Raw genomic sequence first — 20,165 nt, 5'->3', positions numbered from 1 at the left:
TGGCGCCTGCGGCGGGCTCGGGGGGATGTGTGGCTTCCCTGGGCGCCTGGCGTCCCGTGCCGCCGCCGGGGGGTTCCTCCGGACGGGTGCCCTCCGCAGACCCCTGGTGCCCGGTGCCGTGCCCGGGGGGCTCCTCCTCACCGGGACGCGTACCACTGGAGGTGGACTCCCCCGGACGGGTGCCCTCCGCGGGCCCTCGGCGCCCCGCGCGGGTGACGGAGCCCTCCCCCTGGACGCCGGGAGACGTTCCCCCGCCCGTGTTCCCCACAGGGCCCGCGGGTCCCGTGACCTCCCCGCAGCCGGAACGCGCAGCACCGCCGGGGCCCTTCGCACCGGAACCCCTGCCGTCGGCAAAGGGCTGCTCCGCGCGGCTGCCCTCCGCGGGCCCGCCGTGCCCCGCGCCGCCCCCGGACGACTCCTCCCCGACCCCGCTGCCCGGAGCCCCGGGCACCGCCCGGCCAGCGGTACCCGCGCGAACGGCGGAACCCTCCCCGGAAACCCCCGCACCACCACCGGAAGGCCGCTCCCCGGCGGGTTCCTCCGGGCGGGCGGCGTCCGCAAGTCCGTGGCATCCCGCGCCAGGCCCCGGGGGCTCCTCCTCACCGGAACGCACACCACCGGCGGCGGACTCCCCCGGACGGGTGCCCTCCGCAGACCGCAGCCACCCCGTACCGCCGCCGGAGGGCTCCTCCCCGACGGCATCCCCCGCCCGGCCGGCGGTACCCGCGCGGGCGGCGGGGTCCTGCCCCGAGACGCCGGGAGACGCTCCCCCGCCCGTGTTCCCCACAGGGCCCGCGGGTCCTGTGACCTCCCCGCGACCGGAACGGGCAGCACCGTCGGGGCCCTTCGCACCACAAGCCCTGCCGTCAGCGGGGGGCTCCCCCGCGGGTCCGCCGTGTCCCGGGGGCTCCCCCGGGACACAGGCCGGGACGGTCGGGGTCGGGGTCGCGGTCGGGTGGCCCCGGTCCGTGGTCAGGAGGTAGAGGGCTCCGGAGTGGGCGTGGGAGTCCTTCATCATGTCCGCCAGCGCGAGCGCGAGCAGCGGTCTCAGCGCCTCGGCCTGCTCCCCCGTCCTCCCCCCGCCGGAGGCTTGCGGCCCGCCCATCCCGTAACCACCTCCTCACCAGGGGCTCACCCCCAGGCTGCCGGGTGACGCGCCTTCTCGCACGGCGAGGGCGCCGCGGGCGGCGGGCCGTACGGCGTCCGCCCGGGGCTCGGGTGCCGGTGCCGGGACGAGGACCCGGGTGGAGCGGGCGAGGCCGCCGACCGTGACGGTGAGGGTCACGGTCCCCGGGCGCAGCGCGGTGAGGCGGCCGGTAACCGGGTCGAAGGAGGCGGTGTGGCGGGGGCGGGCGGCGGTGGGCGGCCCGATGTGGAGGCCCCGGGAACCCGTCCAGTCCGCGCTCACCGGGAACGCCACCGGAACCTCCCGTACCCCTTGGAGCACGGTGGCGCGGACGTCCTCGGACCGGCCGGGCGGCAGCGACTCCGGCGCGCGCAGGGTGAGGCCGTCGGTGTGGGCGCGGGTCTGGACGGAGATCCAGTCCGGGCCGCCGCGCCAGGGGCGGTGCCGGGCGGCGGCCCGTTCGGCGGGGCCGACCTCGTCCACGCCCACCAGGGACCAGCCGGTGAAGCCGCCCTCGTGCGCGGGGGCGGACGGGTTCTTCCCGGAGTTGCCGTTGATCAGATAGGGCACGCCGTCCACGCGTTCGGCGTGGAAGACCCCCACATGCGCGCCGATGAACGCCGCTCCCTTGCCGGTGGTCCGACGGAATTCGGTCAGCCACCGTTCGAGCAGCGCCGCCTCCTTGCGGTCGCCGAGCATGCTGCCCTGCTGCGGGGTCGGGTCGCGCGGCGGGACGTGCTGCACCACCAGCACCGAGCCGATCGCCGGGTCGGCCGCCGCCGCGTCCAGCCGCTCCCGTACCGCCGCGATCTGGGCGAGGCCGCCGCCCCGCAGGGTCAGCCGGGAGGTGTCCAGGGTGAGCACCCGGGTGCCCCGGTGGTCGAAGGCGCGGTGCGCGGGCCCGAACTCGCTGACGAAGTCGTCGATCCGCCCGCCCATGACCTCGTGGTTGCCGGGGATGTAGATCCAGGGCACCTCCGTCCCCAGTTCCTCGGTGAGCACCCGCCGGGCGAAGGCCAGGTCGGCGGGGCTGCCCTCGTCCACGAGGTCCCCGTTCACCAGCAGCAGCTCCGGGCGGGCGGCCCTGATCTCGCGCAGGGTGCGCCGTGCCTGGCGGACGATCGCGCTGTCGGGGTCGCGGGCGACGAACTGCGCGTCGGACAGCACCGCGAACCGCCAGTCCCGGTCGGCGACGGCCGCCCCCGTGGCGATGAGCCGGTCGGGGACGCGGGGCGGCGCGGGCAGTTCCACGGCGGGCGGTACCTGCGCCACCAGGGTGTCGACGGTGATACGGCCGGTGTACTGGCGGGCCGCCGCGGTCTCGGCGAGATAGAACCGGTGCACGGCGAGCGGTACGGGTGCCCCCTGCGGCACCGTGAAGGTGATCTGCCGCCACCCCGTCCAGGTGAGGTAGGGGCCGCGCAGCAGCAGGTCGGAGCCTGCCGCGTCCGTGAGGTGGAGTGTCGGCCAGGCGCCCCGTCCGTCCCCGTCGACCCAGAGCGTGAACGAGCGGGGCGCGCCCGGCACGGCGATCGGCCAGGGCGGGGCGGCGTAGGCGGCGCGGGTGGCGGTGGAGCGGGTGAAGTCGTACGTCAGCTCCAGGCCGGTGCCGGGGTGTCCGGCGGGGGTGGCGGCGACCGCGCCGTCCGCGCGCGCCTGGGAGAAGGTCCAGGTTCCGGCGTCGTCGAAGTCGGTGACGGGCCGGTGGGCGAGGCCGGTGGCGACGGCGAGCACGGTGGTCGCCCCCCGGACCCGCGCCGTGATCCGCCCGGCGCCGCCCGGGGTCCGCGCGGTGACGGTGAAGGAGCCCTTCCCGTCGTCGCGGACGTCGAGGAGTTCCGGGTCGTAGTCCAGCCGGACATCGGCGGGTTCGACCGGGGCGCTGGTGCCGTGGGCGTCGAAGCCGACGATGCCGAACCCGGCCGTGGAGCCCGCGCCCGCGAGGCCGATGTGCCGGGTGGTGGGGGCGATGCGGGCGAGGTCGTCGAGGACGGCCAGTTCGATCCGGCCCCGGGCGCGGGCCCGTTCGGCGGTGACGACGGCCGTGCCGCCGCGCCGCGCCCGGAAGACGCCGTCGGCGTCCACGCGCCCCGCCGACGGCCGCAGGGAGCGCCAGCGCGGGGCTCCGGCGGCCGGGCCCCAGGTCTCGTCGTACCCGGCGGCGGCGAGCCGCCGGGTGAGACCGGGGAAGACCCGTTCGGGCCGGCCGCCCCGGACCGGGTCGGCGGTGGGGGCGCCGGACGCGGGGGTGCGGGTGGTCACCCAGTACCCGGCCAGGCGTCCGCTGCCGTCGGGCGCGGTGAGCGCGAGCCCGTTGGGGACGGTGCGTTCGCTGCCGTCGGACGGGCTGTTCTCGACCTGGAGGGCGTCGCTGCCGGGGGTGCGGGCGACCAGGGTGGCGGAGCCGCCGCCGTCCAGGTTGAGGGCGTTGTGGGAGCCCGCGCGCCGCATCATCGCCCCCAGCTCGGTGAGGGTGACACCGCCGCTGTCGGCCTGGCGGCCGTCGACGGTGAGGATCTGCAGGGCGCGGCCGTCGCGGGAGAAGCCGACGGCGGTGCGCGGCGCGGCGGTGTTGTTGCTCTGGCCCTCGTGGTTCTGCGGTACACCGTCGACGACGAGGAGTTCGCGCCCGCCGACGGCCGTACGGGGCACCGGTCCGCCGTCGGTGCGCGGGCGGTACTCCATGGCCACCCGGTCCCCGGGGCGCAGCGCGGCGAGCCGGGCGGCTCCGGCCTCCCGCCCCACCAGCACGGTGGTGCCGTCGGGGACGGGGCCGCCGCCGGGGCGGTCCGCGACGGAGACCACGGCCCCGTCGCGGACGACCGCCTCGGCCACCGGGCGGGCGCTGTCCACGGTCAGGGCGCGGTCGGCGGTGCCCCAGGCGGGGGTGTAGGCGCCGATGCCTCCGGCGGGCACGTTGGCGGCGTTGTAGGCGGTGAGCGGGTACGGCCCGGAGGGCAGCGTCAGGGTGCCGTCGAAGTAGAGACGCAGGATGCGGCCCGCGCCCTCGGGGCCGATGCCGATGGCCCGGTGGGCGCCCGCGGCGGGCGAGTGGGTGACCTCGCCGTCCTTGATGCCGGGGCCCTGGGGCGCGCCGGTCTGGTTGATGTCGAAGAAGTCGCCGTTGAGGGCGGCGACGGTACGGCGGCCGGGTCCGGGGTCGTGCCGGGCGGCGAGCGCGGAGACGGTGTCGCGGGCGGCGACCTTGCCGGGGAAGAGATAGTCGGCCGCCGCGCCGCTGCCGTCGAGGTCGACGGAGAGGCTCGCGACACGCAGCCACTTGTCCGATTCCAGACGGTCGAACGAGGTGAGACGCACCCCGGGGGCGACGGGGCGGGAGCTGCGCGCGGTCTCGATGCCGTCGCCGTCCACGACCCCCCGGGCGCCGTCCGCCGCCGCGGGCCCGCTGCCGGGGGTGTGCTGCCGGGGTGCGCCGGGCGGCGGGGGCGCGACGGGCCGCAGCACCTCGGCGGGGTGCGCGGGGCGGGGGTCGGTCTCCTGCCCGGAGCCCGTGGCGGCGGCCGGGGGGACGAGTCCGACGAGAAGGGCGGAGAGGGCGGCGGTCAACAGGGCGGCACGGGGTCCCCAGGGGGCCCGCCATGGCGTGGGGCGGTCTCTGCGCACGGATTCTCCCGATCCTGGATGGTCGAGGGCATGACAGAACCAGAGGGCGGTGGCCCCCTCCGCCCCAGCATCCCGGCCCCGGCGCGCCCCGCACCAGAGGGCGGCCCGGACACGCGGGTACCGGCTGCGGCGGCGTTGAGCGGAGAGGGGAGGGGGCGTCCGGTGCGGGGTCCATGCCCCTGTCCTCAGGGGTACCGCGCCCGGCGCTTCCGGGGGCGGGGAGCACCGTCCGACAGCGCGGGCCGAGCGACGGGAACGAGCCATGGAGCGAGTCGGCAGAGGGACGGAGCCGTCGCGCCGGACGGGAGAACCGTCGACCGGACCGCCGGGCGGCGGCAGACGGAGCCCGGGCCGGCTCTCCACTGGGAGCCCACGGCGGCGGCTGGTCCGCCGTCTGGCCGAAACCCGGCGGACCGCGCACTTCCCGACGGCCGCCGCCGGGGACGGCGTCGATCGGTGCCCCCGGAGCCGTCGCGCCCGAAGACCGGCCCCGTGCCGGACACCGGCGCACAGCACACAGCACACCGCACACAGCACACAGCACACAGCACGACGGAACGACCGCACGACCGCACGACGGAACGACGGAACGACGGAACGACGGAACGGCGGCGGCCGCTTGTCGGCTCACCGGCGGCGGGGAGCGTGAGGGCTCAGACGGCGTCCCGCATGATCTCCTGGCGGAGCCGGTCGCAGGAGTGGCTGATCAGCCGGGAGACATGCATCTGCGAGATGCCCAGGTCCTCGGCTATCCGGCTCTGCGTCATCCCGCGGAAGAACCGCATGTACAGAATCCTGCGCTCCCGTTCGGGGAGTTCACGCAGCCGGGGCCGGACGGCCTCCCGGTCGATGACGACGTCCAGCGCGGGATCGGGCCCGCCCAGCGCGTCCGCCATGGTGCACCCGTCGCCGTCGCCGGGTGCCTCGGCGTCCAGGGAGAGGGTGCGGTACGAGCCGATCGCGGCCAGGCCCTCCCGGGTCTGGGCGGGGGTCAGCCCGGCCCGTTCGGCGATCTCCGCCTCGGTGGGTGCCCGGCCCGTCACCGTCTGCGCCAGTTCCTGTTGGGCGGCGCGCACCCGGTTGCGCTGGTCCTGCACGCGCCGGGGTACATGCAGGGTCCACATGTGGTCGCGGAAGTGGCGTTTGACCTCGCCGGTGATGGTGGGCACGGCGAAGCTGGCGAAGGCGCAGCCACGCGCCGGGTCATAGCGGTCGACCGCCTTGACCAGCCCGAGCGCGGCCACCTGCCGCAGATCCTCCAGACTCTCGCCCCGGTCCCGGAAACGGCGGGCCAGCCGCTCGGACATGGGCAGCCAGGCGTTCACCAGCTCTTGGCGCAGCGCCTCGCGCTCGGGTCCGTCGGGGAGCCGGGCCAGCCGGGCGAAGGCGGCGGCGGTGTCGGGTGCGTCGTCGTGGGGATGCCGCGCGCCGCGCGCCGGGCTCCGGACGCGGTCGGCGGTGTGTGCGGTGCTTGTCGGTGTGCGCATCTGCGCGCCACCCCTCTGCGGTGTGGACGGCTGGACAGCGCCTGCGGGCCGGTGGTCCCCCGCTCCGGTCCCCGTGTGCTCGTCTCGTCTGCCCCGGGTGCTCACCCTGTGCTCAGGGGCCTCGTTCTGTGCCTGTGCTCATGGGCCTCGTTCGCCCCACTGTGCTCCGCGTGCCGCACGGGGCCGGGGGACCCGTTCGAGGCAGCGGGGACGGAGTTCCTTCCGGGGCCGTCGCCACCGGCCGCGCTCGGGCTCGTGGCCCCGCGCCTGCCCCCGTGCCGCGAGGGCAAACCCCGCCCGGGGCCGGACGCCCCTCTCTCCATTCTGCTGGCTCCGGCACGCCCTCGCGCGGGCACCGCTCGGTACGGGCACCGCGGGGACCGGCCGACACCGGGCCGACACCGGGCCGGGACCGGCCGGCACCGGCATCAGCGGGCACCCGCCGCGGAGGTCCGGCCGCCGGGCCGGACGGGATTACTCCTGAGGGGCCCGCGCGCGGGCGCCCTCCCGGGTCCGCCCCGCCGACACGGGGCGTTCCGGATGGCGGCGCAAATACTCCTCCTCCAGCTCGGCCATCCGGGTGGTGTGCGCGGCGAGGGCGGCGGGGGAGCCGTGCAGCAGGGTGTCGTGCCGACTGCGGTGGATGTTCTCCAGCTCCTTGATCAGGTCGTGTTCGCCGAGGCGGGCGGCCTCGACGCCCCTGTGCTGGTTCTCGGGCTCCGTCATGGCGGCCGATCTCCTTCCGTCCCGTGCGCTCCCGTCCCGTGCCCTCCCCCGGCGGGTACCCACGCCGTCCGCACCATCCGGCCCTCCCCCACGGCCGTGTGCAACTCGGCCCCCGGCCCGGCGCCCCGCCCGCGGGCGCCCGGCGCGCCGGGCGTGAGTCGCGTGGAGCCCGGACCGAGGGCAGGATGCAGGACAAGGGCAGCAGCGCGGGCGCGCGTCCGGCTGCCCCCACGGCCGCGCGCACGCCGCGGGCACGGCACAGATGCACCCCCGGGTGCGGACATGGGTGCGATGCGATGAACGAGACGACCGGTCCGGCCGCGGTGCCGGGCATGACGCCGAGCGCGGAGGTGGCCGGGGCACCGTGCTGGGTCAGCCTCATGGCCCGGGACCTCACCGCGTCGCAGGACTTCTACGGCTCGGTGCTGGGGTGGGACTTCCGTCCGGGCGAGCTGGGCGAGGGATTCAGCGTGGCCCTGCTGGACGGGGCACCGGTGGCGGGCATCGGGGCACTGGCCCGCACCCTTCAGGTGGCCGTGGCCTGGACCCCGTACTTCGCCATCGCCGACGCGGACGTGGCGGCCGGCCGTATCCGCGAGCGCAGCGGCACCGTCGCGGTGGGCCCGCTCGCCTTCACCCTGGGGCGGGGCGCGCTCGCCGCCGACCGGGACGGCGCGGTCTTCGGCATCTGGGAGGGCGCGCTGATCCCCGACTGGCAGTCCGGCCACCGCGACGCGCCCGCGTGGCTGCTGCTGCGCACCCGCAACGCCTTCGACGCGGCGATCTTCTACGGCGAGGTGCTGGACTGGGCGACCGAGCGCCCCGGCGCCTGCGATGTGAGTTACGAGAACGACGAGGTCGTCCTGATCAGCCAGGGCCATGTGCTCGCCCGGCTCAGCTCCGGCGCGCGCGGCGCGGCGCCCGACCCGGTGCACCGGCCCCGCTGGGACGTGCACTTCCCCGTGGCCGACGTGGACCGCACCGTCCGCGCGGCCGAGGACCACGGCGGCACCCTGCTGGGGCGGCACACGACGGCCGACGGCCGGGACGAAGCGTCCGTCAGCGACCCCGACGGCGCGCTCTTCACTCTGATCAGCCGCTGAACGCCCCCTGTGCTCCTGTGAATCGCCCCTCCGTTCCCGATCTTCCCGGTTACCCTTTGTTGTCATGGACTGGTCGGAAGTGGCAACCGTCGGACTCCTCTACGCGCTCGTCCTGACCACGCTCTTCGTCGCCGTGGTCATCGGCGGACTGCTCGTCGCGCGGGACTCGCTGATCCATGACTATCCCGCCGCGATCCGCGATCGGCACGGACCGCAGAGCGAACGCGGCAAACGCACGGCCGGGGTGATGGGCCTGCTCAACGCGGTGTCGCTGATCGGCGTCCCGACCGCGGGGGTACTCGAACTGCATGCCCGGGACGCCGGGACGCTGGGCTTCTGGCCGCCGTTCGCGCTCGGGGCGACCGGCTTCCTGGTGCTGGCCCTCACCGATCTGGTGATTCTCGACTGGTGGTTGTTCTGCACGGTGCAGCCGCGCTTCATGGTGCCGCCGGGAACCGAGGGGATGCCGGAGTACCGCGACTACGCCTTCCACTGGCGGGTGCTCGCCCCGCGGCCCGTCCCCTGGCCGCTGCTGATGATCCCCGGGTACGGAGCGGTGGTGGGCGCGGTCTCCGTCGCCGCGGAGTCCTTCGCCACCTGGTGACCCGCTCCGGCGGACCCCGGGCCGCGCGGAGACCCGCACCACCGCGCGGAGACCCGGGCCGCGCGGAGACCCGGACCGCCGGACTCCGGACTGCCGCCGGGCGCGCGCGTCAGGCTCCCGGCCGGCCCGGGGCGGGGCGGCCCGGCGGCGGGGCCACCTCCGCCCACACCACCTTGCCCGCGCCCCGGGGTTCCGAGCCCCAGCGCAGCGACAGCCGGTCCAGCACCACCAGACCGTGGCCGCCGGGGAGCGAGACCTCCCGGGGCCGGGGCGCCGGGGGCGCGGGGTCGGCGTCGGCGACCTCGATCCGCAGCAGCCCGGGGCGGTGGCGCAGGGCCAGTTCGGTGGGGCCGCCCGCGTGCAGACAGGCGTTGGTGACCAGTTCCGAGACGATCAGCAGCACATCGTCGGTGCTCTCCCGGCCGCCCTGCGCCCAGCCCCAGTCGGCGAGGGCCCGGGCGGTGAAGTCACGGCAGCGGGCGACCACGCCACGGCCGCCGGACAGCCCCAGCCGTCGTGTCTGGCCCTGCCGTCGGAGTCCTGCGCCCATCCGCTCCTCCGCTGTACCGGTGGCTGTCGGCGCCCTCGCGCCGCGCCCCGTATCCCGTGTCCTGTGTCCTGTGTCCCGCGCCCCGTCTCCCGTGTCCCGCGCGGCGCCGGACCCGGAGCCGTCCGGGGCACCCGCTCCGGCACCCCGGGCGCCGGATGTCCCGACAGTGCCCGCCCGGACCGCGGCGAAACGCTCCGGGGGCCACCTTTTTCGTACACATGTACGGATCGCCTGCGGATCGCACCCGCCCGGTGCGGCGACGGAGTGTCAGCCCCCGGGGATACCGGACCTCTCACCAGGATCGCCGTACTCCCCCTCACCGGCCTCCCCGGGCGCCCCGGAGCCGTCTCGTCCGCCGGACCGGCCCGGCCCGGCGGGGGCGCCCGGGTCCAGCGCCGAGAGCGGGGCCGCGATGTCCTCCAGGGAGCGCCGTTCGGCGGGGACCGCGAAGACCGCGGCGACCAGCCCCGCGAGCACCATCAGCGCCGCGCCGACACAGAACGCGAGGACGGCGTCGTCCACCCGTCCGCTCGATGTGAGGTCGGCGAAGACCAGCGGCCCGGAGATGCCGCCCGCCGCCGTGCCGAGGGCGTAGAAGAAGGCGATGGACATCGCCCGGGTCTCCATCGGGAAGATCTCGCTCACGGTCAGATACGCGGAGCTGACCCCGGCGGACGCGAAGAAGAGCACCACCGCCCAGCACATGGTCATCGTGGTGGCGTCGAGCAGCCCCGCGCCGAAGACCCACGCCGTGAGGAAGAGCAGCACCCCGGAGAGGACATAGGTCCCGGCGATCATCGGGCGCCTGCCCCAGGTGTCGAACAGCGGACCGAGCAGCAGCGGACCGAGGAAGTTGCCGAACGCGACGACCGCGAACCAGTAGCCGGTGGCGCCGCTGTCGACCCCGAAGAACTCCACCAGGATGGAACCGAAGCCGAAGGTGATGGCGTTGTAGAGGAAGGCGCCGCCGATGAAGAGCGCGAAGCCGAGCACCGCCCGCCGGGGGTAGACGGTGAAGAGCGTCCGGGCGATCTCCAGGAAGCCGACGCCGGGCCGCTGACGGACCGTGATCTCCTTCGCCACCGGGGACAGGGCCCGTCCCGTCTGCCGCTCCACCCGCCGTTCGATCGCGTCCACCAGCCGCTCCGCCTCCCGTTCCCGGCCGTGGATCAGCAGCCAGCGCGGGCTCTCCGGCAGCCTGCGGCGCACCAGCAGAACGGCCAGGCCCAGCACCACACCGACGGCGAAGGTCAGCCGCCAGCCCAGATCACGGGGGAGCAGACGGGTGTCCAGCGCCACCACCGAGAGCAGCGCGCCGCCCATCGCCCCGATCCAGTAGCTGCCGTTGACGACCAGGTCGACCCGGCCCCGGTAGCGGCTGGGGATCAGCTCGTCGATGGCGGAGTTGACGGCCGCGTACTCGCCGCCGATCCCGAATCCGGCCAGGAAGCGGAAGAGGAAGAACCACCAGACGGAGACGGACGCGGCGCTGAGCGCGGTGGACATGACATAGACCGCCAGGGTGACGAGGAAGAGCCCGGTGCGGCCGTGGCGGTCGGTGAGTCTGCCGAAGAAGAGCGCCCCCAGACAGGCCCCGGCCACATAGAGGGCGGCGGCGGTCCCGGTGACCTGGGCGACCGTGATCGGCAGTCCGCTGCCCTCCTCGGCCAGACGGCTCGCGACACTGCCGACGACGGTGACCTCCAGACCGTCGAGTATCCAGACGGCCCCCAGCCCGACGACGACGGTCCAGTGCCAGCGTGACCAGGGGAGACGGTCGAGCCGGGCGGGGATCGTGGTGGTGACGGTGGAGAAGGCGACAGGATCGGGACGAGAGCTGCTCCTACGGGTCATGCAAGCCTCCTGACGGAACGGCTGACGGGCTGACGGGCTGACGGGCTGACGGGCTGACGGGCTGACGGCGGATCGTCGGTTCGGTGCCGGGCCGGGGCGACTGGACGCGGCACGGCACCGAGCACGGCACGGCGCGGCGCGGACGGCCGCTCACGGGCGGCGGCGCCACGGCGGCCGGTTTCCCGGCCGCCGGACAGCCGGTGGCCGGGAACGACGACCGGAAGCCGGTGGAACCAAGGGGCCGTGCGCCGGTGGAACGGTCGGGGTGGCGGCGGAACGGGCACGGCGGCGGGCCCGCGCCCGGCCCGGCGGGCACAGCGGCGGACCGTCACGATCCAACCGGACGGAACGGCGTGTTCCTGGTATCCGCCCCCTCAGCGCGCCACGGCGCGCCCGGAGCGGTGCCGTCAGACTGACCCACTCCGGCGTGCGCTGTCGCGGGCGCGCGGTGGCATCAGCGGTCCCGCGCCCGCGCCCGCCGTCCGTGCGGCACGCGCCGCCTGCTCCGCGCCCACTGGCGCAGACCGTCCAGATGCGGATGCTTCTCCCGCTGCTCGCGGACGCCCCGGTCCAGCTCCTCCAGCAGCCGTCGGCTGCGGTGCTCCGGGTCCAGCTCCGCCAGGACGCGATCGGCCTCCGCCAGCAGCGCGCCCTCCAACTGCCAGTGGCGCGGATCGCGGTGCACCCGGGCGAGCAGCAGCCCGGCCGCCCGCTCCCGGGCCGCCGCGGCGGCGGCGAGCCCCTCGGCCAGCCGCTGTTCCGCCTCCCGCGCGCTCTCGCTGACCTCGCTGGTGACCAGGACGGCGAAGCTCACCAGCGCGTCCGAGGTCCGGGCGAACAGCTCGTCGAGGGCGCGGGAGACCTCGTCCGGGAAGAGCCGCCCGCCCTCGCGGGCCGTGGCGAGATCGGTCAGGGTACGGGCCATCACCCGCAGCACCACCGCGCAGATCTCCAGGGTGTCCAGGCCGGTCCGCAGCACCACCCGGTTGAGCAGCGCCTCCCGTACCCGCGGATTGAGCCGGAGGCTGTCCTCGGCCTGTTGCAGGGAGGCGTCCACCTGGGCGATGTCGTTGTCGAGGCGGCGGGCCTCGTGCAGCCGTACGGCGGACCTGGTCACGGAGGCGGGGGCGCTCAGACCCTCGCCCATGTCCAGCAGCAGCCGGCGCATCCGCCGGGACAGCTCGTCGATGGATTCCTCCGCGTCGCCCACCCACACCGGCGGCAGCAGCACATTGAAGAGCAGCCCCACCGCCGCGCCGATCAGGGTCTCCAGGACCCGGTCCCAGGCGGTGTCCGCCACCCGGGTGACACCGAGGACGAGCATGGCGCTGATCGCGACCTCGGGGACGAACTCACCCACCCGCACCAGATAGCCCACGGTCAGCGAGGCCAGGATGATCAGCCCGAGGCTCCACCAGGACAGGCCCACCCAGAGGCTGAACGCGCTGGCGATGAGCACGCCCGCGACCACCGCGTTCACCCGTCGCACGCTGGTGGTGAGGGTGGAGTAGAGCGTCACCTGGACGACGAGCAGGGCGGTCAGGGGCGCGGTGAGCGGGGCGGGTTCCTCGCTCAGCCAGAGGGCGGCGGCATAGGCGAGGGTCGCGGCGGCGGTCGCGCGCAGTGTCTGGACGACGGCGGGCTCGCGGGCGTACCGCCTGATCAACCAGGCCGTCGAGCGTACGGCCTGCCGCCGTCGCGCATCGGGCACTGCCGCCCCCGTCCGTTTCCGGGCGACCCAGGGCCGGAGCGGCGGCGGGGACCACCGCGTTCCGGCCCTCCAGCGGCTTGAGTCTAAGCCCGCTCCCCCGGGGCCGCTTCCCGCGTCCGGCGGCGGGCACCCGCCGGGGTGTGCGCAGGGCGCGTGTCCGGTGCGCCTCCGATGTGCCTCCGGACCCCGACCCGGTGGCTCCGGGTGCCGCCCCCGGCGTGCCGTCCCCGGCCGGGCGGGCGACAGTGGGAGCGGCGGCCGCCGGACCCGGCACGGGCCGTCCCGGGTCGCCGGGAAGGGAGCACGGGATGGAGCCGGTGGCGGCACTGGACCGGATCGCCTTCCTGCTGGAGCGCTCCCTCGCGGAGCCCTACCGGGTACGGGCCTTCCGCACCGCGTCCGCCGCGCTCGCCGCGCTGTCCGCCGACGAGTTGGACGAGCGTGCCGCCTCCGGTGCGCTGGAGCGGATCAAGGGGGTCGGCCCGAAGACCGCGGCGGTGGTGCGGGAAGCGCTCGCCGGGCAGGTGCCGGAGTATCTGCGCCGGCTGGAGCAGGAGGCGGCGGAGTCCGGTCCGCACCCCGGGGCCGGGCAGGCGCTGCGGGCGCTGCTGCGCGGCGACTGCCATCTCCACTCGGACTGGTCGGACGGGGGCAGCCCGATCGAGGAGATGGGCCGGACGGCGATCGCCCTGGGGCACGAGTGGGCGGTGCTCACGGACCACTCGCCGCGGCTGACGGTGGCCCGGGGGCTGACGGCGAAACGGCTGCGGGAGCAGCTCGACGCGGTCGCGCGGCTCAACCGGGGGTGGGCGCCGTTCCGGCTGCTGACCGGCATCGAGTGCGACATCCTGCCGGACGGTTCGCTCGACCAGGAGCCGGAGTTGCTGGACCGGCTGGACGTGGTGGTCGCGTCGGTCCACTCCGAACTGCGGATGGAGGCGGCGGCGATGACCCGCCGGATGGTGGCGGCGGTCGCCAATCCGCTGGTCGACATCCTCGGCCACTGCACCGGTCGGCTGCTGATCGGGCGGCGGACGTCCGGCCGGGGGCGGTCCCGGACCGCCGGGCCGCGCCCGGAGTCGCGGTTCGACGCGGAGCGCGTCTTCGCGGCGTGTGCCGCGCACGGCACGGCGGTGGAGATCAACAGCAGGCCCGAGCGCCTGGACCCGCCGATGCGGCTGCTGCGGGCCGCTGTCGACGCGGGTGTCCACATCGCCGTCGACACCGACGCGCACGCGCCCGGGCAGCTCGACTGGCAGCTCCTCGGCTGCGACCGCGCGGAACGCGCCGGGGTGCCGCCGGAACGGGTCGTCAACACCTGGAGCGCGGACGACCTGCTCGCCTGGACCCGCGCCCCGGGCCCGGGCACCGCCCCCTGACGCCCCGGACACCGACCGCCACCGGGACCCGGCCCGCGCGCCCCGGACGACGGCGGCACCGCTCCGCCCGCACCGGCGCGACCGCCCCCGGCGGCATCGACATCCGGCCACCGCCCGAGGCGACACCCCTCATCGCCCCCTCCCCCGGCACGGGCACGGGCACACCGCACCGCACCGTGACACCCGAACGGCACCGGAGCCGCCGGAACGCCCCTCGGCAGGCCGGACTCCCCACACCGGTCCCACGACCCGCCAGGGCCCCGGCCCACCCGCCCCGGCACCCCGCGACGACGGCACCGGAGCCGCCGGAGCGCCCCTCGGCAGGCCGGGCCCCCTGCACCGGCCCCATGACCCGTCGGCCACCGGCCACCCCCGCACCCCGGACGACAACGGCACCACAACCACCGGAACAAACCCGTCCGCAGGCAGGAACGCCCCTGCACCGGCCCCGGGCGCGGCCCCGGAGGAACGTCCCGGCGGCGCTGGCGCCCGTTCACCATCCGCCGGGGACCCGGCCGCCCCGGGCCACCGCGCCGCCCGGACGACGGGAAACGCGCCCGCAGGACCCGGTACGGGCCCGCCCGCGCCCGCGGCCCCGATGGCCCTGCTGCGGGATCATCCGTCCCCCGTGTCACCCGATCGGGCCCAAACCGACGGTGGCGGCCGGGCGGTGGGGTGGCCGATTCACCCGGGGATCGTGGTGCGTACGGAGTCCGAGGACCGGTCGCCCCCGGCTGGAGGGCCGGGCGCAGACCTTGCCCTTGGCATGGGCCAGCGGCAAGACGGCTCCGTTCCGGCCCTTCTGGGGCTACGCTGCCGACTCATGTCGCAGAACGGCCGTCCGTACCCGCGCGACCGCGGCCCGGGGGCGGCGATCATCGTCGGCGCGTTCACCCTGCCCGAGGGCGTCTGGCAGCCCACGCGCCGCCATCCGCGCCACCTCCTGGCCCGGGTGCCCGGTGGGCTGCTCGCCGTCAGGACGGGAGCGGGGGCGTGGCTGCTGCCCCCGTCGACCGCGCTGTGGATTCCCGCCGGGGTCCCGCACGCGACCGCCGTCCTGACGACACCGGCAGCACCATCAGCACCGGCAGCACCGCCCGCGCCCACGGCGGTGGCGGCGGCCCGGATATCCGGGCCCGTCGTCGACCTCGCCGCCGACCCGCTGACGACCACCGGTCCGGGCACCTGGCGCGACCCCACGGCGGTACGGGTGGAGCCCCTGCTCAGCGCGCTGATCGACCATCTGGGGCGGCCCGGCCTCACCCCGGACGCGCGCCGCCGGGCCGAGGAGGTGGTCCTGGACGTCCTGGTTCCGCTGCCGGTCATCTCCGTCGCGGCGGCAGAGCCGCAGGACCCCCGGGCACGGGCGGTGGCCCGGGCCCTCGCGGGCGACCCCCGGGACAACCGGGGGCTGCCCGCCTGGGGCAGCCAGGTCGGCGCGAGCGCCCGTACCCTCGCCCGGCTGTTCATCGCCGAGACCGGGCTGACTTTCGGCCAATGGCGGGAGCGGCTGCGGATGCAGGCGGCGATGCCCCTGCTGGCGAGCGAGCTGCCGATCGAGGCCGTGGCCCGCCGGGTGGGCTACGGCTCGGCCAGCTCCTTCGTGGCCGCGTTCCACCGGATCGTCGGTCTGACACCGCGCCAGTACTTCCCCTGACCCGGCCCCGTACCGCGCGGCCCCCGCCGGACCGCCGGAGCACACCGGGGCGCCCCGGGCGGACGGACGGGCCGGGCTCCGCCGCACGTCCGCGCGCGCCGGTCCCGGCGCGGCTGTTCGCCGTGCGTACCGCGCCACTTCACGGCCCGGTCCCCCCGCCGCCCCTTCCACCGCGTTCGCTCCTCTCGGACACTCCATCGGCACGCTGTCCGCCCCATCCCCCTTCACCCTCCGAGGTCCGAACCCCATGGCTGATGTCAACCGCCGCCGGTTCCTCCAGATCGCGGGTGCGACCGCGGGCCACGCGGCGCTCTCCAGCAGCGTCGAACGCGCCGCGGCCCTCCCGGCGAACCGCCGGCACGGCACCATCGAGGACGTCGAGCACATCGTCGTCCTGATGCAGGAGAACCGCTCCTTCGACCATTATTTCGGGGCACTCCGGGGCGTACGGGGCTTCGGTGATCCCCGGCCGTACATCCTGGACTCCGGCATGTCCGTCTGGCACCAGTCGGACGGCGCGCGGGAGGTGCTGCCGTACCGTCCGGACCTCGACGACCTCGGGATGCAGTTCCTCGCCGGTCTCCGCCATTACTGGTCCGACGGCCACGCGGCCTGGAACAACGGGAAGTACGACCGCTGGCTCCCGGCGAAGTCGGCGGGGACGATGGCCCATCTGACCCGCGACGACATCCCGTTCCACTACGCCCTCGCGGACGCGTTCACCGTGTGCGACGCGTACCACTGCTCGTTCATCGGCGCGACCGACCCCAACCGCTACTACATGTGGACGGGGCACACCGGCAACGACGGCGCGGGCGGCGGCCCGGTGCTCGGCAACGAGGAGGTCGGGTACGACTGGACGACATACCCCGAGCGGCTGGAGCGGGCCGGGATCTCCTGGAAGATCTACCAGGACATCGGGGACGGTCTGGACGCGGCCGGGCGCTGGGGCTGGATCCGGGACGCCTACCGGGGCAACTACGGCGACAACTCGCTGCTGTACTTCAACCGCTACCGCGACGCCCGCCCCGGCGACCCCCTCCACGACAAGGCCCGCACCGGCACGGACGCGCGCCGCGGCGAGGGCTACTTCGACCGGCTCCGGGCCGATGTCGTGGGCGGCACCCTGCCGCAGATCTCCTGGATCACGGCGCCGGAGGCGTTCTCCGAGCATCCGAACTGGCCCACGAACTACGGCGCCTGGTACATCGCGCGGGTGCTGGACGCGCTCACCGCCGACCCCGCGGTCTGGGCCAGAACGGCGCTGTTCCTCACCTACGACGAGAACGACGGGTACTTCGACCACGTACCGCCGCCCTTCCCCCCGGCCTCCGCCGCGCAGGGGCGCTCGGGTGTGGACAGCTCGCTCGACCACTTCCCGGGCAACGGCGCGTACGGCGCGGGCCCCTACGGGCTGGGGCCGCGCGTGCCCACGCTGGTGGTCTCGCCGTGGAGCACCGGCGGATATGTCTGCTCGGAGACCTTCGACCACACCTCGCTGATCCGTTTCATGGAGGCGCGGTTCGGGGTGGCCGAGCCACAGATCTCACCCTGGCGGCGGGCCGTCTGCGGCGATCTGACCTCGGCGTTCGACTTCTCCCTGCGCAAGCCGCGGCCGGTGGGACTGCCCGCGACCGACGCCTATGAGCCGCCGGACGGCGAGCGGCACCCCGATGTCGTTCCGGTGCCGCCCGCGGACCCCCGGATGCCGGTGCAGGAACGGGGTTCCCGCCCGGCCCGTCCGCTGCCGTACGCGCCGCTGGTGGACGGGGCCTCCGTACCGGAGACGGGCCGCTTCACGCTGACCTTCAGCGGCGGACCGCGGGCCGGGGCCTGCTTCCTGGTGACCTCCGCGAACCGCGGCGACGGCCCATGGACCTATACGACCCCCGCCGGGGGCCGGCTGTCCGACACCTGGAACTCGGTCCACTCACAGGGCGTCTACGACCTCACCGTGTACGGGCCCAACGGCTTCCTGCGCACCTTCCGGGGGCAGAACACCGCACCCGGCCCCGAGGTGACCGCCCGTCACGCGGCGAAGCGGGGGGTCGAGCTGACCATGACCAACCCCACCGACACCACCTGTCGGCTGACGCTCACCAACGCGTACGGCGGCGGCAGGCGCACGTTCACGGTACGGCCGGGCGGGCAGCTCCGGCACACGGTGGAGCTGCGGGGGCGCAGGCGCTGGTACGACCTGACGGTGGTCTCCAGCGACGACAGCCGTTTTCTGCGGCGCTTCGCCGGTCATCTGGAGAACGGCACGCCGGGGGTGAGCGACCCCGCGACCGTCACCGGCTGACCCCGGTGGCCGGTCCGGCCCCGCCCGGCCGCACAAGGGGATGAGAAGGGGGCGGGAAGGGACGGGAAGGGACAGGAGGGGACGGGCGTCAGCGGGCGGGCTCCAGCGGGATCTGCCAGGTCAGCCGGGTGCCACCGGAGGGGCCACGGCCGGTGGCGAGGGTTCCGCCCAGCCGTTCGGCGCGTTCGGCGAGGTTCCGCAACCCGCTGCGGCGGCCTCCCGGAGCACCGTCCATGCCCACCCCGTCGTCGGTGACCTCCACGGTCAGGGTGCCCGGGCGCACCAGGAGGGCGGCCTCCGCCCGGGAGGCGCGGGCATGGCGGGCGACGTTGGTCAGCGCCTCGCCGAGGACGGCGATCACCTCGTCGGCCGCGGTGCCCGGGACATCGGTGTCGATCAGCCCCTCCATCCGCAGTCCGGGCGCGAAGCCGAGCGCGCGGGCGGCGTCCTCCAGCGCGCGCACGGCGCGTATCCGCAGTCCTGGGGCCGCCTTCGGGGTCTCCCGTTCCCGCAGCCCGAAGATGGTGGAACGGATGATCTTGATGGTGTCGTCGAGGTCGTCGATCGCGCGCACCAGGCGCTCGGTCGCCTCCGGGTGGTCCACGAAGCGGCGGGTGCTCTGGAGTGTCATCCCGGTGGCGAACAGCCGTTGGATGGCGAGGTCGTGCAGATCGCGGGCGATCCGGTCGCGGTCGGCCAGCAGCGCCATCTGCTCGGCGTCCCTGCGGCGGTCCTCCAGTTCCAGGGCGAGGGCCGCCTGGCCGGTGAAGCCGGGGAGCGGGGCGGTCTCGGCGTCCGTGAAGGGGGGTCGGCCCGCCCGGCGCGCGAGCACCAGCACCCCCCGCACCTTCCCCTTCTGGCCCACGGGGACCGCGACGGCGGGGCCGAAGCCCGCCTCGTCACCGGGCCGTCCGTCGGCGGCCAGATCCGTCACGGTGACCGGAGCGCCCCGTTCCAGGGCCGCCGCGGCGAGGCTCGCGCCCCCGGGCCGCGCCGGGCGGGAGCCGTTGTCGGCTCCCGTGCCGCCGGACCCGGACCCGGACCGGGTCGCGGCCTGGGCCTCGCCGCCGGGCCCGGCCCCGTCACCGTGACTGTCGCTGTCGCTGTCGCCGAGTGCCAGGGCTTCCCGGAGGGAGCCGTCCCGTTCCACCCGATGGACCACGCCCCGTTCGCTGGAGGTGATCCGGCGGGCCCGGTCGGTCATCATCTCCAGGATCTGGATCTCCGAGGCACCCGCGAGCAGCGCGCTGGTGAAGTCCGCGCTCGCGGTGAGCCAGCGCTCCCGCAGCCGTACGGTCTCAAAGAGCCTGGCGTTCTCGATGGCGATCCCGGCGGCCACCGCGAGAGTCGCGAGGACGGCCTCGTCCTCGGCGTCGAACTCGCCCCCGCCGCGCTTCTCGGTCAGATACAGATTGCCGAAGACCTCGTCGCGCACCCGGACCGGCACCCCGAGGAAGGAGTGCATCGGCGGGTGGTGCGCGGGGAAGCCGGACGAGGAGGGGTGGCGGGAGAGGTCGGGGAGCCGCAGCGCCTGGGGGTGGCGGATCAACTCGCCGAGCAGCCCGTGGCCCGAGGGGGGGTCGCCGATCCGCCGCCGGGTGGCGTCGTCGATCCCCACCGGCAGGAACTGGGCGAGCCGCTGCTCGTCGCCGATGACGCCGAGCGCGCCGTACTCGGCGTCGACGAGGGCGACGGCGGCCTCCACGATGCCGCGCAGCACCTGCGGGAGATCGAGTTCCCGGCCGATCGAGAGCACCGCCTCCAGCAGCCCGTTGAGCCGGTCCCGGCTGCCGCGCACCTCGTCGATGCGGGACTGGAGTTCGTCGATCAGCTCGTCGAGCCGCAACCGCGGAGCGCGACCCGCGCCCGGGGTCTGCGCGCCGCTGCCGTCCCCGTCCCCACCCATGAGCCCTCCGTGCCCTTCCGCCCGACCCGCCCCTGTCCAGGACCCGGTTCACCGTACCGCTTCCCGGAACACGGCACTCCGGCAGGGCCGTTCGGCGCGCGGTACGCCCCCGCCCGGCCCCTGGGGAAGGGACCGC

General features: G+C 75.6%; 12 protein-coding genes. 5 read left to right on the top strand and 7 right to left on the bottom strand.

The window, feature by feature from the left end:
* Nucleotides 1-1,120: 1,120 nt before the first annotated feature.
* From CRV15_RS27200 to CRV15_RS27190, 3 genes are all read right to left on the bottom strand, one after another.
* Nucleotides 1,121-4,750, bottom strand: coding sequence for a phosphodiester glycosidase family protein (locus CRV15_RS27200; protein WP_003959332.1), 3,630 nt, complete (start codon nucleotides 4,748-4,750; stop codon nucleotides 1,121-1,123).
* 653 nt (nucleotides 4,751-5,403) lie between these two features.
* Complete coding sequence (locus tag CRV15_RS27195) at nucleotides 5,404-6,237, bottom strand: SigB/SigF/SigG family RNA polymerase sigma factor (RefSeq protein ID WP_003959333.1); 834 nt, start codon at nucleotides 6,235-6,237, stop codon at nucleotides 5,404-5,406.
* A 474-nt stretch (nucleotides 6,238-6,711) separates the two neighbouring features.
* Nucleotides 6,712-6,963, bottom strand: coding sequence for a DUF6158 family protein (locus CRV15_RS27190; protein ID WP_003959335.1), 252 nt, complete (start codon nucleotides 6,961-6,963; stop codon nucleotides 6,712-6,714).
* Nucleotides 6,964-7,259: 296 nt separating this feature from the next.
* Here CRV15_RS27190 and CRV15_RS27185 point away from each other — a divergent pair, with 296 nt between their 5' ends.
* Entirely contained in the window at nucleotides 7,260-8,066 is an 807-nt protein-coding gene (locus tag CRV15_RS27185; RefSeq protein ID WP_003959336.1) for a VOC family protein, read from the top strand.
* Between the two features lie 64 nt (nucleotides 8,067-8,130).
* Nucleotides 8,131-8,670, top strand: coding sequence for a hypothetical protein (locus CRV15_RS27180; protein ID WP_003959337.1), 540 nt, complete (start codon nucleotides 8,131-8,133; stop codon nucleotides 8,668-8,670).
* A gap of 109 nt (nucleotides 8,671-8,779) precedes the next feature.
* On the opposite strand, the gene CRV15_RS27175 is transcribed toward CRV15_RS27180, so the two are convergent.
* The 3 genes from CRV15_RS27175 to CRV15_RS27165 all read right to left on the bottom strand — a co-directional run bounded on the left by CRV15_RS27175 (nucleotide 8,780) and on the right by CRV15_RS27165 (nucleotide 12,785).
* On the bottom strand, nucleotides 8,780-9,220 hold the full coding sequence (locus CRV15_RS27175) for an ATP-binding protein (RefSeq protein WP_003959338.1): 441 nt from the start codon (nucleotides 9,218-9,220) through the stop codon (nucleotides 8,780-8,782).
* A gap of 267 nt (nucleotides 9,221-9,487) precedes the next feature.
* A complete protein-coding gene (locus tag CRV15_RS27170; protein WP_003959339.1) occupies nucleotides 9,488-11,074 on the bottom strand; it encodes an MFS transporter in 1,587 nt (528 codons plus the stop codon).
* Between the two features lie 454 nt (nucleotides 11,075-11,528).
* Nucleotides 11,529-12,785 (bottom strand): FUSC family protein, encoded by a 1,257-nt coding sequence (locus CRV15_RS27165; RefSeq protein ID WP_009995161.1) that lies wholly within the window; start codon nucleotides 12,783-12,785, stop codon nucleotides 11,529-11,531.
* A 308-nt stretch (nucleotides 12,786-13,093) separates the two neighbouring features.
* Here CRV15_RS27165 and CRV15_RS27160 point away from each other — a divergent pair, with 308 nt between their 5' ends.
* The 3 genes from CRV15_RS27160 to CRV15_RS27150 all read left to right on the top strand — a co-directional run bounded on the left by CRV15_RS27160 (nucleotide 13,094) and on the right by CRV15_RS27150 (nucleotide 18,123).
* On the top strand, nucleotides 13,094-14,164 hold the full coding sequence (locus tag CRV15_RS27160; RefSeq protein ID WP_003958667.1) for a PHP domain-containing protein: 1,071 nt from the start codon (nucleotides 13,094-13,096) through the stop codon (nucleotides 14,162-14,164).
* Between the two features lie 823 nt (nucleotides 14,165-14,987).
* Nucleotides 14,988-15,821 carry a helix-turn-helix transcriptional regulator gene (locus CRV15_RS27155; RefSeq protein WP_009995164.1) on the top strand — a complete coding sequence of 278 codons (834 nt, stop codon included), beginning with the start codon at nucleotides 14,988-14,990 and terminating at the stop codon, nucleotides 15,819-15,821.
* Nucleotides 15,822-16,068: 247 nt separating this feature from the next.
* Nucleotides 16,069-18,123 (top strand): phosphocholine-specific phospholipase C, encoded by a 2,055-nt coding sequence (locus CRV15_RS27150; RefSeq protein WP_003958669.1) that lies wholly within the window; start codon nucleotides 16,069-16,071, stop codon nucleotides 18,121-18,123.
* An 88-nt stretch (nucleotides 18,124-18,211) separates the two neighbouring features.
* Here CRV15_RS27150 and CRV15_RS27145 read toward each other — a convergent pair whose 3' ends face one another.
* The gene (locus tag CRV15_RS27145) at nucleotides 18,212-20,029 is read right to left on the bottom strand and encodes a sensor histidine kinase (RefSeq protein ID WP_003959343.1); all 1,818 of its coding nucleotides are present in this window, start codon (nucleotides 20,027-20,029) and stop codon (nucleotides 18,212-18,214) included.
* Between the last annotated feature and the right edge of the window lie 136 nt (nucleotides 20,030-20,165).

The sequence above is a fragment of the Streptomyces clavuligerus genome, from assembly GCF_005519465.1.
GTDB lineage: Bacteria > Actinomycetota > Actinomycetes > Streptomycetales > Streptomycetaceae > Streptomyces > Streptomyces clavuligerus.
This window is presented reverse-complemented; position numbering and strand designations above follow the sequence as displayed.

Coding starts and splice junctions, on each gene's coding strand:
- CRV15_RS27195 (WP_003959333.1), bottom strand. CDS start 6,237: ATGCGCACACCGACAAGCACCGCACACACCGCCGACCGCGTCCGGAGC.
- CRV15_RS27190 (WP_003959335.1), bottom strand. CDS start 6,963: ATGACGGAGCCCGAGAACCAGCACAGGGGCGTCGAGGCCGCCCGCCTC.
- CRV15_RS27185 (WP_003959336.1), top strand. CDS start 7,260: ATGAACGAGACGACCGGTCCGGCCGCGGTGCCGGGCATGACGCCGAGC.
- CRV15_RS27180 (WP_003959337.1), top strand. CDS start 8,131: ATGGACTGGTCGGAAGTGGCAACCGTCGGACTCCTCTACGCGCTCGTC.
- CRV15_RS27175 (WP_003959338.1), bottom strand. CDS start 9,220: ATGGGCGCAGGACTCCGACGGCAGGGCCAGACACGACGGCTGGGGCTG.
- CRV15_RS27170 (WP_003959339.1), bottom strand. CDS start 11,074: ATGACCCGTAGGAGCAGCTCTCGTCCCGATCCTGTCGCCTTCTCCACC.
- CRV15_RS27160 (WP_003958667.1), top strand. CDS start 13,094: ATGGAGCCGGTGGCGGCACTGGACCGGATCGCCTTCCTGCTGGAGCGC.
- CRV15_RS27155 (WP_009995164.1), top strand. CDS start 14,988: ATGTCGCAGAACGGCCGTCCGTACCCGCGCGACCGCGGCCCGGGGGCG.
- CRV15_RS27150 (WP_003958669.1), top strand. CDS start 16,069: ATGGCTGATGTCAACCGCCGCCGGTTCCTCCAGATCGCGGGTGCGACC.
- CRV15_RS27145 (WP_003959343.1), bottom strand. CDS start 20,029: ATGGGTGGGGACGGGGACGGCAGCGGCGCGCAGACCCCGGGCGCGGGT.